15 protein-coding genes are annotated in these 17,532 nt (G+C 49.5%); 5 read left to right on the top strand and 10 right to left on the bottom strand.

The annotated features are described in order from the left end of the window. Positions 1-58 precede the first annotated feature (58 nt). Positions 59-616, top strand: a complete 558-nt coding sequence (locus tag BN3911_RS09280) for a phosphatase PAP2 family protein (RefSeq protein ID WP_066864611.1) — start codon at positions 59-61, stop codon at positions 614-616. A gap of 95 nt (positions 617-711) precedes the next feature. On the opposite strand, the gene BN3911_RS09275 is transcribed toward BN3911_RS09280, so the two are convergent. Beyond that, positions 712-1,221 (bottom strand): flavin reductase family protein, encoded by a 510-nt coding sequence (locus BN3911_RS09275; RefSeq protein ID WP_066864608.1) that lies wholly within the window; start codon positions 1,219-1,221, stop codon positions 712-714. Between the two features lie 150 nt (positions 1,222-1,371). Here BN3911_RS09275 and BN3911_RS09270 point away from each other — a divergent pair, with 150 nt between their 5' ends. Both BN3911_RS09270 and BN3911_RS09265 read left to right on the top strand, forming a co-directional pair. Beyond that, complete coding sequence (locus tag BN3911_RS09270) at positions 1,372-2,100, top strand: AzlC family ABC transporter permease (RefSeq protein WP_338086362.1); 729 nt, start codon at positions 1,372-1,374, stop codon at positions 2,098-2,100. Then, the gene (locus tag BN3911_RS09265; RefSeq protein WP_066864602.1) at positions 2,097-2,426 is read left to right on the top strand and encodes a branched-chain amino acid transporter permease; all 330 of its coding nucleotides are present in this window, start codon (positions 2,097-2,099) and stop codon (positions 2,424-2,426) included. Before BN3911_RS09270 ends, BN3911_RS09265 begins: the two co-directional genes overlap by 4 nt. Positions 2,427-2,483: 57 nt before the next feature. Here the strand turns inward: BN3911_RS09265 and BN3911_RS09260 are convergent, their stop codons facing one another. From BN3911_RS09260 to BN3911_RS09225, 8 genes are all read right to left on the bottom strand, one after another. Then, complete coding sequence (locus BN3911_RS09260) at positions 2,484-3,407, bottom strand: DUF1848 domain-containing protein (RefSeq protein WP_066864599.1); 924 nt, start codon at positions 3,405-3,407, stop codon at positions 2,484-2,486. 138 nt (positions 3,408-3,545) lie between these two features. Further along, positions 3,546-4,661 carry a glycoside hydrolase family 172 protein gene (locus BN3911_RS09255; RefSeq protein WP_066864596.1) on the bottom strand — a complete coding sequence of 372 codons (1,116 nt, stop codon included), beginning with the start codon at positions 4,659-4,661 and terminating at the stop codon, positions 3,546-3,548. A 176-nt stretch (positions 4,662-4,837) separates the two neighbouring features. Then, a complete protein-coding gene (locus tag BN3911_RS09250) occupies positions 4,838-5,914 on the bottom strand; it encodes a Gfo/Idh/MocA family protein (protein ID WP_066867693.1) in 1,077 nt (358 codons plus the stop codon). A 125-nt stretch (positions 5,915-6,039) separates the two neighbouring features. Further along, a complete protein-coding gene (locus BN3911_RS09245; protein WP_066864593.1) occupies positions 6,040-7,710 on the bottom strand; it encodes an extracellular solute-binding protein in 1,671 nt (556 codons plus the stop codon). Positions 7,711-7,822: 112 nt separating this feature from the next. Then, the gene (locus BN3911_RS09240; RefSeq protein ID WP_066864591.1) at positions 7,823-8,725 is read right to left on the bottom strand and encodes a carbohydrate ABC transporter permease; all 903 of its coding nucleotides are present in this window, start codon (positions 8,723-8,725) and stop codon (positions 7,823-7,825) included. Positions 8,726-8,764: 39 nt separating this feature from the next. After that, positions 8,765-9,718: an ABC transporter permease gene (locus tag BN3911_RS09235; protein ID WP_066864589.1), complete on the bottom strand. Its 954-nt coding sequence runs from the start codon at positions 9,716-9,718 to the stop codon at positions 8,765-8,767. Positions 9,719-10,240: 522 nt separating this feature from the next. Beyond that, a complete protein-coding gene (locus tag BN3911_RS09230; RefSeq protein WP_147578572.1) occupies positions 10,241-11,743 on the bottom strand; it encodes a type 2 periplasmic-binding domain-containing protein in 1,503 nt (500 codons plus the stop codon). A gap of 25 nt (positions 11,744-11,768) precedes the next feature. Continuing rightward, positions 11,769-12,458: an HAD family hydrolase gene (locus tag BN3911_RS09225; RefSeq protein ID WP_187127718.1), complete on the bottom strand. Its 690-nt coding sequence runs from the start codon at positions 12,456-12,458 to the stop codon at positions 11,769-11,771. A 206-nt stretch (positions 12,459-12,664) separates the two neighbouring features. Between BN3911_RS09225 and BN3911_RS09220 the strand changes: the two genes are divergently transcribed. Both BN3911_RS09220 and BN3911_RS09215 read left to right on the top strand, forming a co-directional pair. Next, complete coding sequence (locus BN3911_RS09220; protein WP_066864575.1) at positions 12,665-14,416, top strand: sensor histidine kinase; 1,752 nt, start codon at positions 12,665-12,667, stop codon at positions 14,414-14,416. A gap of 17 nt (positions 14,417-14,433) precedes the next feature. Then, positions 14,434-15,960, top strand: coding sequence for a helix-turn-helix domain-containing protein (locus BN3911_RS09215; protein WP_066864571.1), 1,527 nt, complete (start codon positions 14,434-14,436; stop codon positions 15,958-15,960). A gap of 122 nt (positions 15,961-16,082) precedes the next feature. Here BN3911_RS09215 and BN3911_RS09210 read toward each other — a convergent pair whose 3' ends face one another. Then, positions 16,083-17,507, bottom strand: coding sequence for a hypothetical protein (locus tag BN3911_RS09210; RefSeq protein ID WP_066864569.1), 1,425 nt, complete (start codon positions 17,505-17,507; stop codon positions 16,083-16,085). Between the last annotated feature and the right edge of the window lie 25 nt (positions 17,508-17,532).

Genomic DNA, 17,532 nt, shown 5'->3' with positions numbered 1-17,532 from the left:
CGGTGGCGACAGTCAGCCGCCGTGCCTTCATCCTGTCAAATAAGGAGAGTTGCAAAATATGGAAGGCCTGAATGCTTTTGACGCTGCCGTCATGGGGTTTGTCCAGGCAAACTTTCACACTCAGATAACCGACGCCATCTTCCCCATCATTACCTATCTGGGGGAAGCGGGAATCGTTTGGATTGCTCTATCGCTGGTGCTCCTGTTTACAAAAAAATACCGGCTGTGCGGAGTGCTGATGCTCTGCGCCATGCTGGGCGCCTTTCTCACCGGAGAGGTGCTGATCAAGAATATTGTGTGCCGTCCCCGGCCCTGCCAGCAATTTCCGGAATATGTTGCCATGCTCATTCCGCCGCCGGGGTCCTACTCCTTTCCCTCCGGGCACAGTTCCTCCTCCTTTGCCGCCGCCACAGTGCTGTTCGGCTTCTCCAAAAAATGGGGAGTTTCTGCATTTGTACTGGCGTTTCTGATTGCACTTTCCCGCGTTTTCTTATTTGTACACTACCCCACCGATGTGCTGGCAGGTGTGGCGCTGGGGATTCTTTTTGGCCTGCTGACCCTCTTTGTTTACCGGCACGCCGTCCGGCCAAAGCTGAACAAAAAGGCAGACGTCTGACCCTTTTCTGTTGTTTTTCTCCATCTGTCCTTTCACAATAGAAACTCCGCAGTCCGGTTTCTTTCCAGGACTGCGGAGTTTCTTTTTCATCGATGTTATACCTTTCGCTGATAGGAAGGCGCATTTTTTGGTGTTTTCCCCCTGATGACCGTTCGGTAATATGTGTAAGTCAAGGGATTCTCCTCGCTTAAAATCTCAGCCTCTTCGGCTTCCCCCACAAACATCAGGTGAGTTTCCAGATCTACGGTTTCCGTCACCCGGCAGCTGTAACGCGCACAGGCCGCAGCTGTGGAATAGGGCATGCCGTTTTCATCCCGTTCTATGGGAAGTCCGGAAAATTTATCAAAATCCCGTCCTTGTCGGAAACCAAACCTGCCAATTAACGGGAGGTCTGCCCGCTGGTCCAATGCCACTGCTGCAAAACGCCCCGCCTGTTCGATCAGTTCGCAGGTATAATTTTCCTTGCTTATTGTCACCGCCAGCCGTATGGGCTCCGCAGTGACCTGCTGAAGTGTGTTAACAATGCAGCCGCTCCGTCCTCCGTCCGCCTCTGCAGACACCACATAAAGCCCATAAGTCACCTTGTAAAATGCCTGTTCATCCATCGCCAAAACCTCCTTTTGCAAATCCGCTGTCATTTAGTATCCCACGCTGCAACCGGTTTATCAGCTCTTGACTTTACTCCTGCCTTCCATGCTATAATAGCTCCGGCCTTTTGTCAAAAAAGCTGAGACAATGCGAAAGAAGATGGGATCTTGACAAAAAAGAGAACGCTACAGTACGCATTTCAAAAATCCCTGCCTGTGATGTGCGGTTATCTGTTTTTGGGATCAGCCTTCGGCGTGATGATTCAGCATGCCGGCTACAACTTTATCTGGGCCTTTTTGATCAGCCTCACCGTGTTTGCCGGTTCCGGGCAATTCCTTTTGGTATCCCTGCTCAGCGGCGGAGCCTCCCTGCCCATGACAGCCGCCATGACGCTTCTTATCAACAGCAGGCATATGTTTTACGGACTTTCCTTTTTAGACCGTTTCAAAAAAACGGGCCGTAAATATATCTACATGATTTTTTCCCTGACAGACGAAACCTATTCCGTGCTCTGCTCTGTCAAGCCAGAGAAGGATGTGGAAGAGGGAAAAGCAATGTTCCTGATTGCCCTTTTCAATCACATTTACTGGATTTTAGGCGGTGTACTGGGCGCTTTGCTGGGGCAGTTCCTGCCTCTGGATTTCACGGGAATCGATTTTTCCATGACGGCGCTGTTTGTTGTTCTTTTTATAGAACAGTGGTTCGACTTCAAATCTCATCTGCCTGCGGTCACCGGATTATGCATCTCGGCGTTCTTTCTTCTGGTATTGGGTCCGGACAACTTCATCCTGCCATCGCTCATCGTCACCGTTACCGTACTGATGGCCTGCCGGAACCTGGTACAGAATAAAATGGAAGAACCCGAATCTCATAAAAAAGAGGGGGCTGGGTCATGAGCACCGGTATGTCCATTGCCACAATCGCCATAGCCGCCCTCTGCACCTTTGCCACCCGGCTGGTCCCCTTTGTTCTGTTTGGGCGAAAGAGGACAGTTCCCAGAATCGTAGTGTTTCTTGGAAATGTATTGCCTCCGGCCATCATTGCCACGCTGATCGTGTATTGCCTAAAAAGCGTCAACCTGCTGGCCTTTCCCAGCGGGATCCCTGAACTGATTTCCATCGCCGCGGTGGTGCTTCTGCACCTTTGGAAACGCAATACTCTCTTAAGCGTCGGCGCAGGAACTATTTGCTATATGATTTTGATTCAGTGTGTTTTCGTGTAAGACAGAAAGGCTGGACTTCTTTCAAAAGATCCTCCGCCATCCCTGCCGCAGATTCTCTCAAAAAGCGATCTGCCCTGTTTGCAGGGAAGGCGGATTTTTTTCATTCAAAATCCAATTTTGTCCCGGAATACCGCCCAAAACGGGAGAAAAGGGAGAGTGAGCCGCATAAACTCGTCTTGCCGCATCACGGTTTCTGGTTGCATAACAGTAAAAACAGCCGTTTACACAGGTATTGTAAGCGCCTATTTCATAGCTTTCTACGCAGCCGCAGGCGGGACGTTGTCCGGCATCTTTTTTCACTTTCAGCTGATTGCCTGTGACAGCTTCCAATTTTTCACGACTGATGCAGGCTCCGGGATGTATGCCATACCCGGTCAAATTCATCTCCTCCGCGCAGGTGACAAGCGGCAAATTCCAACGGGACGCCTCCGCAGCAAGCGCCTTTGCCGCCTCTTGGATTTCCTCCTCCTTCATTGGGGGAACGGAATTTTTCAGATGCCGGTAAGGGTCGGCAAAACTGAGAATGCAACGCTTTGTAAAACCGTTCAGTTCCCTGCAAAGAACGCCGAAACGCTCCGCTGTCCATTCGACTGAATATTTTTCATTGATCAGGACCGGATCGAAACGCCAGTCCACACGTTCTGCGCCAAGCCGCCGGCTCAGCCGTCGAAACGATTCCAGCCTCTCCTCCAAAGGAAGAAGGTTCGGTTCCTCTTCTCCTCCGAAGGCTGTAATGGTATAGGAAAAATAGTAATTTGGGTAACCAAGCCTCTCAATTCGGGAAAGGTACGGTTCCAAGGGTATGGGATTTTTTGTCCAGAATACAATACAGTCCACCGTTTCCGGCGAAAACATCAGTTTTACAGCGTGCCCTGTACGATAGGGATTGGGCACAATCACACAGCCCTCTCTGAGCCGATTATAAAGCCATTCCGGATAGAGAGATGGCAGATCTGTCCTTCTGCTGGCGCTGAGTATCATAGGCGGACACCTCCTGTTGGCGCCACGTAATTTCTGCATACAAAATATGTTTCCTGCGGGAAGGGCGGAGAGACGTCTGGTCTCTCCGCCCTTCCCATTTTTCCTTAAAAACCTACCCCGCTAAGCGGCCCTGTCCATTTACCGGGGCCAGCGGTATTCTCTGTCAGGCAAAAGGGGAAACGCCCCGTGAGGCTCCGCCTGGTACCAATAGGCCACGGTAGCCACATCGTCCTGACGCTCAAACAACCCCCTGTGACAGACGCCGATCTGCTGCAGCGTCACTTTTAAATCCTCTTCGAAATGAATGGGGTCCATAATATGCCAGCGGTAAAACCCACGCATGGGCGGGCAGTCGTCATTGTGGTAATCGTTATGGACGGAATCGTCATGGTGAGAATAATAGGGATACCCCAAAAACGGCGTGCAGTAGGTGTTTTCCACCGTTTTCCCATCCTCCTGAGAGGCAAAGCTCCAGGCCCCGCCGAAATAATCCTCTGTGCCGGTACCGCAGATAGTGGGATACTCCAAGTCTCCGTCCAGGTAAAACTTCATCTCCCCCTCGCCCCACCAATAACGCTCCAAGGTTGTCAGGGCTAAGTAGGTGCCAATGTACTGTCCACGGCCCTGTACACCGTCCAGCACCACATAATCCTTTTGCTTTTCCGTAAGCCGCTGCCGTCTCCACTGGGCGTGAAAATATCCTGTGTTTTCAGGAAGCGCCTCATAAAGACAGTAGTCAATCTGATAGAAAAAAGCCGGCACACTGTTCTTATGCTGGTTTTCCACCGTTATTTTTGCCTTCTTCCCAAAGGGCATGGGAAAATAGCTGTTGAATCCCCGGGCCGGGTTGACCACGATTGGCATGGAATTTACCACGCATCCCCGCCCGAAGCCACAGCAGAAAAAGTCGCCCAGCGGACTCTCCACAGAGGGGTTCTCTTCTCCGTCCCAGTACATCCGCAGTACCAGGTCGCGCAGGACAAAACAGTCTGCATCACTGGTTTTGTCGGTAACGGTGATCCAAATGTGCTGAATCACGCCGGGTCCGTCAATCTCTGCCAAAGTGGCGGTCTCCCCCGGCTTGATCTCCCCAAGACAGGGAGATCCCTTTCTGGAAGGGCCAAGCCCGCTGGAAGCCATACCGCCCCGGCCCTTCTCTCCTCTGGGATTTTCCGCGTTAACCGCCCTGCTTTTCCCGCCCGTAATCATTGGCAGGGCAGAAAATCCGGCAACAAATGGGTTTTCAAATATCATCCTGAGTCATCCTCCCTCAACCGTTTTTTCTCCAGTGCTTTTCTGTCATGATAGCACAGAAAGCCGTTCTTTTCAATGCAGCCGCTCCGTTTCCATCCAAGAAATACGGGAGGGTCACCGCTCTGAATGAAAAGAACGGCGACCCTCCTTCAAACTCCTTTTTCAATACATTACCGTCAAACTGGCAGCCACTTTTCTTCCTCCGCCGAGCGGATAATGCTCTCCAGAGCATGTTGGATATGACAGCCTTCCTTAATCGTGGCAGCCATGCCGTCTCCTGTATCATTGAGAATATCGGCAAAAGACTGCATCTGGTCAGCCCGGTATTTTTCAGGGATGGGAATTGTGGTAAAGGAACCTGCCCTGCCCACTACCGGCCCGATACACACCTCAATTTCGTCCACGCCGGGTGCTTTTGCATCCAAAGTGTAGACCACGGCGCCCTTACTGCCGTAGATTTCCAAACGCTGGTAGTTGCCGCGGCCATAGGCAAACCGGGTAATCTCAAAATCGGCAGCAGTCTTTCCGTCCATTTCCATCAGGTAGTTGCAGAAATCATCCACATCCACCTCTCCAAGACCTTCGCCCTCTTCCAACTTTCTCATTTTTGTAAAGGTGTCGGCATGCCCTACCGCCTTCACATAGTCTTTCCCGGTGACAAAGCTGACCAGATCCAGGGCATGACACCCCAGGTCTCCCAGCGCGCCGGTCCCTGTAAGCTCCTTGATGTAGCGCCAAGACCGGGGCAGGTCCCACTCCGGGCCGCCGCCCGCCTGTAGATATTGCATGTACACGTGGTAAATCTGACCGATAGAGCCCTGGGCGATGATATCCTTCATATAGCGGGCCGCCGCTTTGAAGCGATAGGAAAAACAAACCATATTTTTCAAATTCTTTTCGGCCGTCATGCGGGCCAAGATATCCGCTTCCTCCGCCGTCATGGTAACAGGCTTTTCAATTGCATAGGGTTTTCCCGCCTCAATAGCTGCCTTGGCCACCTCAAAATGGGCATTGTTGCTGGTGGAGATGTCGATAACGTCCACGTCCGGGCAATTGATCAAATCATGATAATCGGCAAAGCAATGAGCCTCGTCAATCCCGTATTTCTCCCTGGCATATTCCATCCGTTCCGGACGGATATCGCAGACTGCCACGAGCTGAAGATCCGGACTTTTTTCGATTCCGGGCAGATGGACTCCCCTGGAAATTCCGCCGATGCCGACACTGCCTACTCTCCAAATTTTTTTCTCCATACTGTTTTCCTCCCACAGAATCACTGTTGTCTAATCTTCCGATTGGAATCGGGAGCCCGGGAATAAACTCCCGGGCTCCGTCATCGAATCGTATCTATAGCAAGTGTAGTTGAACGCGCAATTCGTCAGCTGGCGCTGTTGTAAGAATCGAGAGCTTCCTGATAGATTTCCATCAGACGCTCGAGTCCCATCTGATTGAGCTGGGCAATGTAACCGTCCCAATCGTTCTCAATGCCGCCGTTGACAATCCAGTTTGCCCAGGATTCCTCGACGTACTTATAAATATCCACTGTGAGCTTAGAGATCTCGTCCATCTGCTCTTCTGTGTAGTTGACCAGCGGATAGGGCTCGGCAACAAAGTCTTTGATAATTTCGTCGCACTCCAGCTTGGCGCCGTCGCCGCTGCCCTCGGGCAGAACAATCTTGGCTTCGGTTTCGGGGCTAATATATTTCGGGCCATGGTCGCGGCAGGTGACTTCCCAATACCACCCGTCGCCGTTCTTTCCTTCAGGAGGATCCAGGAACGTGATTGTGCCGTCGTCGGCTTTATCCAATACTTCGCCGTAGGGTCCCCAGTAAGACTGCACAGAGATGTCGTCGTCCGCATAGGCATCTGCCCAACGCATGGCAACTTCTGGATACTCACAGGCTGTAGTGACTGTGAACTCATTGCGGCCATAAATAATGGTAGCGTCGTTGCCGCGGATATAGCGGTCGCCGTTGGGGCCGGCCAAAGGAGGCATGACCACATATTCGTCGGAGTGGGGATTGGTGTGGGACTTTACTTCCCAGGCAATACCGGTTCCTACTCGGGAAACCTCTTCATTCTTCAGTTTGGCATCTGCCATGGAACCGTCCTGGGTAAAGAATTCCTGATCCATGATGCCCTCGGAATACAGCTTGTGGAAGAACTCAATGCACTCCTTGTAGCGCTCGTCGGCAGGAATAAAGACGGGCTTCTTAGTCTTCTGGTCGAGGGCCAGCAGGTTCTCTTCCAGACTGTCCGTGATGCCCCAGGCATTGGTATAGCGGATCCAGTCGAACATGCCGCATCCGGTGAGGGGAACTTCGTCATTGGGATCGCCGTTGCCGTTTGCATCCTGCTCTTTGAAAGCTTTCAGTACATTGTACCACTCATCTACCGTGGTGGGCATTTCCAAGCCCAGGTTATCCAGCCATTTCTGATTGATGAAAGGTACGTCGCAGCCCTTCGGCCGCAGAGGCAGCTTTCTGGAAAGCGTGTAGATGTGACCATCGGGAGAGGTGATCATCTTACGCATGATGGGCTCCGCTTCATAGGCTGCCTGCAGGTTAGTGCAGTATTTGTCGATGTAGTCCTCCAGCGGGACAAAGTAATCCAGGTTGGTCATGATGTCCATATCCTTCAGCGTATTGCTGCCGAAGAACACGTCGGGCAGATCCCCGGATGCCAGCAGAAGGGATTTCTGCTCCGGCCAGTCAGCGTCGCCGGCATACTGCCAATCAATATGTACGTTGGTGGTCTCCTCCAGCTTCTGGAACATGGCGTTCTCGTTGAGGTCGCGCATGTTAGCGCTTTTCACATACACAAAGGAAAGGGTCACCTTTTCGTTGACAATGGGGAAACCGGTCTCATTAAAGTTTTCGTTTCCGGCTTCCGCTCCGGAAGAAGTCGAGGCGGAAGAGTTTGCTTTACTCTCCGTTTCTTTGCTTGCCTCACTGCTGCCGTTATTGTTGTTGCCGCAGCCGGCGAGGATGGAGGTCAGCAGTCCCGCGGTAAGCAGAAGAGCGCCGGCCTTTTTCCATAAATGGTTCATAGTTTTCTCCTCTCATTTCATAAATTTCCTTTTTGTCAGGATCTATTGACAGCGTTCCGGCAAAGGCTGGATCCAAACCAGAACGCGGTGTCACAGGAATAGTAGTCAGGTCTCAGCCCTTAATGGCTCCAATCATAACGCCCTTGCTAAAATACTTCTGCACAAAGGGGTATACGCACATAATTGGAACTGTGGTGACGATAATGACCGCATATTTCATCAGTTCAGAAAGCCTTCTGGCCTCTTGGGCAGCCAGACCGTCGCCTGTTCCAGCTATCGCCTGTTTAGTGATGAGGATGTTCCGGATAATCAGTTGCAGAGGCTTTAGCCCGTCATCCTTGATATACACCAGGGCATTAAAGTAGGCATTCCACTGCGCCACTGCCGTATACAGGGCGATTACAGCAAGCACCGCTTTGGAAAGCGGCAGGGCAATCTGGAAGAAAAATCTCAGGTTACTGCATCCGTCAATCTGCGCTGCGTCCAAAAGCCCCTGAGGAAGGCTGCTGTCAAAGAAGGTTCTGGCAATGATGATATGATAGACCACCACGGAGAAGGGCAGCACCATCACCCAGAAGCTGTTGTAAAGGCCGAAATCCCGAATGGTAAAATAAGTAGGGATCAGGCCGCCGTTGAAAAACATAGTAAAAATAAAGAAGAAGGTAATTATCTTCCTGCCCACCAGGTCGTGCCGGGACAGGGCATAGGCAGCAGGAATGTTCACTGCCAGGCCGATCACCGTACCGACCACTGTGTAGAAGATGGTGTTGCGATAACCCACCCAAATTTCTGCGTGCCGCAGGATTTCCTTATATCCATCCACCGTGAACTGGCTGGGCCAAAGCCATACCTTACCGTTGGCAACCTCGGTAGGGTTACTGAAGGAGGCGATGACGATAAAATAGAGCGGATAGACCACAATGAGCAGAATAATAATGCAGATTGCGTAAAGCACAATGTTAAAGGCCAGGTCTTTGCCGGTAACCTGCCGTCTGATAGATTTCAGTTTTGCCATGACATGATTCTCCCATCCAAAAAATATCGGTTCATTTTCTCAGAACAGGCTGGTATCGCCCATTTTTTTAGAAACCTGGTTGACCAGCAGAAGCAGGATGAAATTGATCACGTTGTTAAAAAGTCCCACTGCGGCAGAAAGACTGTACTGGTTGCTGATAATACCGATTTTATAGACATAAGTGGCAATAATTTCGCTTACCATGGTATTGAGCGGATTCTGCATCAAATAGACTTTTTCAAACCCTACATTCATGATGTTGCCGGCGCGCATGATCAGCAGGATTACAGCGGTGGGCAGCAGGAAGGGAATATCTATGTATTTAATTTTCTGCCATTTTCCGGCGCCGTCCACCGTGGCGGCCTCGTAGAGGGAGGGATCCACCGCCGCCAGGGCCGCGATATAGATGATGCTGTCCCAGCCGGCATGCTGCCAAACATCGCTCCACACATAGATGCTCTGGAAAGCCCCGGCCTGCCCCATCAGGTTCGGCGGATCAATTACACCGAACATCCGCGCAATATTGCCGAATAATCCGCTGCTTGGCGAGAGCACGATAAGCATAATGCCCACCATGACCACCGTGGAAATGAAATGAGGCAGATAGGTAACCACCTGCAGCGTCTGCTTAAAGCGCTTTACCCGGATCTGGTTCATCATCAAAGCAAGGATAATGGGAAAGGGGAATCCGGCGATCAGGCTGTAAAGGCTCAGGGTAATGGTGTTGGTAAACAGGGATTTTACCTGGAAGGAATTGAAAAAGGTTTGGAAATGTTCAAATCCCACCCATTTGCTACCCTCAATTCCCAGCTTTGGAACGAAATCCTTAAAGGCAATTTGGATACCGTACATCGGGATATAGGTGAAACAAAACAGGAGCACTACCGCAGGTACCAGAAGCAGATAAAGCTGCCAGTTCCGGCGGATCCCCTTGCAATTCTTTCTGAATTTGTCTTTGGCGCTGAGTTTCTGTCCAACAATCTTAGCCGCCATGCATTTTCTCATCCTTTCCTCTTTTGCTGGAAGTAATTATAGATGGCAAATCAGGATAAAAAAATGATTCAATTTACGATTTGTTAACATTATTTGCCCTCTTTTTTTGCACAATCCCTAGAAACGGGATATTTTAAAAAATATTTTGGCTGATTTGTCGTCACCTCATTCCTACAGCCTTGTCTCAATAAACCAAAAAAACACCGCTCGTCCGTCTTGATCGACGGCGAGCGGTGTTTTTTGATTTTGCTGTAGCTGAGCTTTGCACTCTTTTTTACCCGAAATCTATACCGGAACTATCACAGAACTGCCTGAAAAGCTTAACAGGAAGAGCTTTTTTCCCTGCTCGAAATCCCCGGGGTTCTTCCTTTTAAGCTGCAGGAGAAAATTTTTCCCAATACACTTCACAAACCGGCTCTCCCGGCGCAGCAGCTCATGGTACTTCTTGCAAACCAGTACCACAATAACGTTTTCGTCAAATTTATCAGCCGCCCCTTCCCCACTCTTTTCTGCTGTACTTAGTCAGGATTCTCCGGAATCCGTGATTTTCGGTACAGCTTCCTGTTGATTTGATGACGCCAGCTCTTTGGCTTTCTGGTACCGGTTCTCCTTCCAGTTTTCCAAAAGCTCATAATCTCCATTCTTCATTTCCTGGAGAGTCTCACTATAGATACGTTTTACTTCTTCCGGCGAACTGCTGAGCACCATCTTGATAATCTGAGCGGACCGATAATTTTCCGTGCGGTCGTAAATGGTAGCCAACCTTGTATCTGCATAGTGGGAAAATAAAATTTCATAAGGGATGGTAGGAACCGCAAAGGTATGAAAAGCATCCTTCTCCAGTTCAGGCCTTGGGAGATGCTTCACCCACTGGCTCAGGCCTGACCGTACCAAAGCTTCCTGCTGTACCGGCGAAAAATCCATATTGCACACACAGAAACGAATCAACAGCCTGGCTTGAACAGACTCATAAGAGCTGTCCAGGAAAAACATCGTGGAAGCATACTGCTCGTCGTAATTCCTTCTGAATTGAAATATTTTTCCGGAATCGGAACGGATAGGTCCTGCAGGCTCATAGTTCTGCCAGACCAGGTCATCCTCCGGCAGGCATTGCAGGATAGAGTACAGATCCCTTGTGGAAACGAGAAAAACCTTTCCCTCCCGAAGCTGAGACAGCAAGGCGCCTTCCGTCAGGGTGAAAAGCTCCTGGGGAAGCATCCTTTCCCGATAGAGCCTGTTGAGATACTGCAGTCCTTCCAGAGTCTCAGGTTCAAAAAACTTTTCCTGCCACGTTCCATCCTCATCCTCAATTCTAGCGCCGAACATCTGCTGCAGAGACGTCAGGTCCAGATAACAGGGAACCATATCCGGTTCATTTTTCCGAATTACTTTGAGGGCATCCACCACCGCCTCTTTCGTTCCAAAGGTTGTAGATGCAGAAAAATATTCTTCTTTTTTTTCCTTCTGTACCAGCATAGCCACACCGGACGAGGGACTCTTATCCTCCTCTGTTACAGTTTTCGTATGTGGATACGCGTAAACATCATTCTTCGTATTCCCGCACCACTCAATAAAGGACTCCGAAAAGTTGAAGCCATGTAAATTTTTCTCCGCCAACAATTCCAAATTCCAGACTCTGCCGGATGTCTCAAACCGTTTGAGTTTGGAGTCTGTATAGCAGGAAGTCAGCACATCCATCGGAGCGTTTGCCGCCGTCAGATTCAGGAATTTATCTGCCGTGCACACCTCACGCTGCACTGGGACTCCGGCAAGCTCGGTCAATTCTTTTTCCGAGGGAAGCAGGGAAAGGTCCTCTTCAAAGGTGCTGCCGCTTTTGGTCACAAAATACCAGGTAAGTTTGTCTTCCCTGTCGTTTTCCAACAATTCGAAAGGGGCTGCGCTTCCGCCGTAATACCGGGAGGCAAAAAGCAGGGAAAAACTCAGCAGCAGGCACAACAGAAAGGCCAGAACCCAATACTGCCTAATCCTGTTTTTCTTCCAAATGGGCAGATATTTCCATTTCATAAGAAGCATTGGCCTCCTTTCTTCCTCACAGGACGCTGTGCGAAACAATTCTTAGCAGCTGGTCAAATTGTTGGATATGGACATCGGCAGAAGCCATCAATTCCCTTTGTTCCCTTTTTGTCTTTTGGAGCAGCGCTTCTGAAAACACCGTTTTCATCCCGGCTTTTTTCGCGCCTTTCAATTCATCCGAGCCCCCATCCCCCACGAACACACATTCCGAAGCTCTCAGGCCCAGCCTGTTTAGCGCCAGCCTGTAAATTTTCTCGTCCGGTTTAAGCAGCCCCACCTCACAGGAAAAAACTGCGTCGTCAAAAAATCCAGCCAGCCTTGATTGATCCCAGAATTTGATATCAATTCTATCACAATTGCTGATCAGGCCGATTTTTATATGGCTTTTTCGAAGCTCATTCAAAACCTCAAGCACCAGTTCCGGGACTTCCAAAAAAGCTGACCGCATTCTCCGCTCCCGCCTTGACAGCACCTCCGCCCTTTGTTCCGGCGTGATGTGGACCGGTATCTGCGACGTGATGCGCTCCAGAATTTCGGATTCCGACTTCACCATGCCCAAGGCACGCTCCCGGTAAAGGTTCTCCTCCTCTGCATACCGTTCCCATTCCTCCACAGACATTCCCAACACATCGCATTCTTTTCTGTCGGCAGGATAGCGGGGAAGAATTAAGGTAAAAAACAGATCAAAAAACACACCCTTTATCAAAGCTTTCCTCCTCACTTTCATCGCTTCGATGAAAAATAGCCTTATTTATCTCTTCTGAGATAACGGCCGGCTACAACTTTTTTTATTGTGACATGTTTTTCTGATTTGTGCAAGAACTTCCTGCATTTGATATTTTTCTTCCGCGTGATATAATAGTGCTGAACTGCCTTACCTCTCAAATTCCACAAAAAAGGAGGTTTTCTCCTATGTTATCCTGTTTTCATAACATGAAAATTTCCCATAAGATTACTCTTGGGTTTCTGGCTTTGATTCTACTGCCTTTGGTGATTCTTCTCACCTATAATTTCAGCTCCTTTACCAAACAATTCAATGAGCAGCTTATTCAAAATGGAAATTACATTTTGGGCAATATGGAACAGGATGTCAACGAAAAACTGGATTCGGTAGAGACCATTACCCAATCCCTTACCACCAACGGCAGCCTAATCTCCTTTTTATCCCGGTCTTTTGCCGGCCCTTCTTCTTTCGAAGAGTATACCCAGACGGTCCTTCCTTTGCTGTTGGGCGCTGAGAACACCATCTCTCCTTTTATCGAACATCTTTGGATCGTCACTGGAAACAATACCATCCCTCAGGATTTCCATCTGATTTTTCATAAATCAGACGTTGCTCTACCGGAGTTATGGGATTTCATTGAAGCTGAAAAGGACCGAAAATGGTATTTCTCCCCGGAAAACCTGTCACAAAACTCACTGGACAATTATCTCTCACAGAAATTTTATTATATTCAGAACATTACCTCTCCCTACGGTAAGTCTGTCGGTTACGCCATTGTGCAGATTAAATCATCCACTCTGTTTTCCGGATACCTGCAGTCCCGTGAGCCGAACACCGCTTTTTTCCTGTTGGATGAGGAAAACCGGCCCTATATGGCGAACATCGTCCTGCAAAAGGATTTTGTCTTTCCGGCCGTTTCTCAGGAGAAACCCTTTCTAGACCGTTCCACCCTTTATCTCACCGGCTCCTCCCCAAGCAGGCTCCCCCTGCGTTTTGGCCTGGCGCTTGCTTCTTCAGAACAGGATGTCCTTCTGCAAAATTCCTTCCTGACTATTTTTCTGGTAGGGCTTTTGTCCATGGTATTCCTCTTTATCTTCTATGCGTTTATCCGTTCCATTACATCCCGTCTGCAGAGCTATGCTTCTGATATGGAAACCATTGCCGCCTCGGGCTTTCAAAGTTCCCTACAGGTGGACCAGCCGGATGAAATCGGGGAAATCGGTATGCAATTCAACGCTACCCTGCAAAAGGTACACTCGCTGATGCAGGAAAACATCCAAAAGGAAACCGCTTATAAGGATGTGCAGCTTCAGGCTCTTCTTCTGCAGATCAACCCTCATTTTATCTACAACACTCTGGATCTGTTTGTGGGCAAGCTCACACTGAACGGAGAATACGAAATCGCCGATTATCTCTGTGATTTTGCTCAGATGATCCGTTATAACACCGTCACTACCCGCATGTTCATCTCCCTGCGGGATGAAGTGGATTATGTTGAAAATTATGTAAACTTACAGCGCTGCCGTTATGGGGATTCCGTAATTTTCCGCACCCATATTTCATCAATCCTTCTCGAGATACAGGTACTGCGTTTTCTGCTTCAGCCCATTGTGGAGAACTCCTTTGTCCATGGATTTGAGGGAAAACCAGCGGAGGCACAGCGCATGGTGGTCATTGGGGCGCGCCGCCAAAAAGGTACTTTAATCCTGCGTATCCGCGATAACGGGCATGGCATCGGCCGAGAACAGGTCAATGCCATGAACCAGAGGTTTGAAGAGCCTTACCGGGCAGATTCCCTCAAATATGAAACAAAGAAAAAAGGGATCGGCTTGGAGAACATCAATGACCGGATTCACCTCTTTTACAATAACACCGGCGGTCTGCGTGTGAACAGTCGGAAAGAAAGATACACCAGCGTATTCTTATTTCTGAAACTTTAACGTCAGGAGGGAAAAGCTTGTTTACCGCACTTATCGTAGACGACGATCCGCTTTTGTGCAATGCAATGCGTTTGAAAATCGACCTGGTGAATCAGGAAAGCCAGCTTGGCCTGGATGAGGTAATCACAGCCAATTCCGCATACGAGGCCTATAGCATGATGCAGAAAAAGCAAGTTGATATCCTGATTACCGACGTACAGATGCCCTACCAATCCGGCCTGGAACTGATCGAAGCAGTTTCAAAAGAATATCCCGATGTTCAGCTGGTGGTTCTCAGCGGCTACAGCTATTATGAATACATGCGCAGCGCCATGCTCAGCGGTGTGGTGGACTATCTGCTCAAACCGGTCAAGCTGCGGCAGCTGAAAGAAATCCTGATCAAATGCCTTGAGAACATCCGTACGAAGAGAAACTCTCAAGAGGATATGGCGCTGCGCAGAAAGCAGACGCTTGACTACCGAACGGAAAAATACTGCAGCGCCCTGGAACGGGGCAATTTGGCTGAAGCGGGGAATATCCCGGAAGAGCTGACCTTCCCCTATTTTTATGCGGCAGCATTCCGAACTGACAATTCTGTTTCCTTTGTCCAGCTGTTCCAGGAATTCCGCATGGAAAAAGAAAAAAATGCCGGCTTACTGGCCTGCCATCTATATGACACAAGGCAGGTAAACGTCCTGTTATTCAATACCGCTGCAGAGGATTCTGCCGTGCGCTCCTATTTAGAGGAATTCTGCGCCTTTGCCGCGTCGCGGAAAATGGAGTGCCGCTGTGCGGTCAGCCAGCGTGGGCTTTCTCTGGAGGAGTATCCTGAACTTCTCCATCAGGCCAGGCATACCCTCTCCTACCAGCTGCTGGAACGCTTTTCCGTACGGATGAGCAAAGCCGCAGACCGTCAGGATTCCACACGTTATTCTTCCGAGCTTTTCCCCAAATATATCAGGCGAATCCAAAGTGCATTTCAAAGCCGGAATTTCGAATTGATCAATGTCTTCCTGAATGAAATATTTACATATGAGTTTTTTCACGATACACATGCCACCCTGGCTGACATCCGAAATTTCTACACCTATTATCTCACCCAGGCACAGGATTTAGCCGCTGCCTTCCATATGGACTTGGAGGAGCCCCGTCATTTCAGCGATTTTGCCAGTCTGGATGAAATCCGGCTTTACTTTAAGGAAATCCACTATCGCCTGCAGCAGCAGAGCGAAAAAGAAACTGACAAGGCACAGTATGTTATTTCAACTGCCATCAAATATATCGAGGGCCATTACAATCAGGAAATCAGCATGAATGACGTAGCCAGTGCCGTCAATATGAGCTACACCTATTTCAGCAAATTTTTCAAGGAGCAGACCCAACAGAGCTTTTCCGAATATATTACCAGTGTCCGCATGCGCGAGGCAAAGCGGCTTTTGGAGGAGGATCCTTCTATCAAGATCAAGGATGTTGCAAATCTGGTGGGTTATGAAAGCGTCTATTCCTTTTCCAGGGCTTTCAAGCAGTATTATCAGATGCCGCCCAAAAACCTGCGGGAAAAATAGCGCGCTCGTCCACATCTGTGCGCCATCCTTCAGGCAGGACAGCAGCCGCAGGGCAAAACGGATTCTTCCGCTGCCATGCGGCTGCTTTGATTCCATGGAATCTCCTTTATTCCGCCTTTTGTTCAGCGATATACTTCGCAGGATTGTACGGTGCAGCCGGTAAATTGGATTTTTTCAGAACCCGCCGTTTTTCCTACCGCCTCGAAGTCCTTTTGAAGCTTGTCCCTACCAAAACTTTCCCCGCCGCCCGACAAAACCACGTTCAGCTGATCCCTCATTTTTTGACGAACTGTCTGAAGGAAAGAATCCCTCTCAGCTACAGTGAGTTCGTTCTCCTTCAGAATGCGGTACGTAAAACAATACTCCACCTCCGCAGCCCCTACAGTTACCTGATCTCCGTATACATCTTCCTTTACTTCTTCATAGCAGGAATCCGATACCTCCGGGTCTGTAATGCGGCCGGTATAAACCTCGCACGATTTTGCCTCGTACTCATTTTGGGAATTCCGAATGGTTTCATGAAAAAAAGAATAATTGGGATCGCTCTCCGGCAGGGAAGAAAGCAGCATTTCATAGGCTGTCAAAAGCTCTTCCAGGTTTTTCTCTGCACCCTCCGCCGCCTCTGTGAGCGCCGTATGGATTTTGCGGTTAAACTCCGCAACCGGCATCGATTCATAGCCGTCAAATTTCAGGTTTCTCACCGCCAGTTGATACTGTTCAGGGGTGTAGGCACCGCTCGTGCTCCATTCCTCCTTAACGGCTATGCTGCCGCCCTCCTGTATCGCTGTGGTACCGGCGTTCTCCCAGGATTGGTTCCACCAATAATTTAAGCTCAGCTCCCCCTCCCATCGGATACCGCCGCCCAACGATTCTAACTGTCGCTTCAGCTCCTTTTCCAAAGCTTTTTCCATGGTTTCTTCTTTTGCCAGCTTTTCTTTTCCTTGACTTGCCAAAAATTTTTCCATGGAGGTTTCCACGCCCTGAAGCAGGGCGTCGCGTTCCCCGACGGTCAGCTTATCCTCCTCAGGGATACTGTAATTGAAGCTGAAATCCGAATACCCGCCTGCCAGCACTACCCGATCTCCAAAAATATCGCCGGTAACTTCCCAGTTTATCCAGCCGCTGTGCCAAGGCGCCCTGCTATGGGCACAGGCGTTATAGTGCTTCTTTTCGCATTCCCGCCAAGAGGTGAACAAGGTCCGAAAAATGAAATTTGCATTCTCATCTTCCTCAGGCAGGCTGGCTGAAAGCCTTTCAAAAGCCTCCTCCGTTGCGTGGTAAGCTTCTTCATTCTCCCAATCCATAACCTGGCGGTTAAACTGTTCCACGCTCTGATTTTCATACTTCTCTTTCCGGAAGGACAAGGCCAGTTCGTAGTCAGCTTTGGTATACTTGCTTTCTTTTTCGTTCCAATTCCTGTTCCAACCGCTTTTACCAGACGCCGACACAGAAGCCGGTTTGCTGTCGGCCGGAAGCCCTCTGCAGCCGGTCAGGATCAGCACCAAAACCACCATCAGAGACGAAAGCATTGTACTGTGCTTTTTCATGGAATAACCCTTCTTTCTTTGAACC

The sequence above is a fragment of the Neglectibacter timonensis genome, assembly GCF_900048895.1.
GTDB classification, from domain to species: domain Bacteria; phylum Bacillota; class Clostridia; order Oscillospirales; family Acutalibacteraceae; genus Acutalibacter; species Acutalibacter timonensis.
Note: the sequence above shows the minus strand (reverse complement) of the source record. Positions and strands in the feature narration are given on the sequence as shown.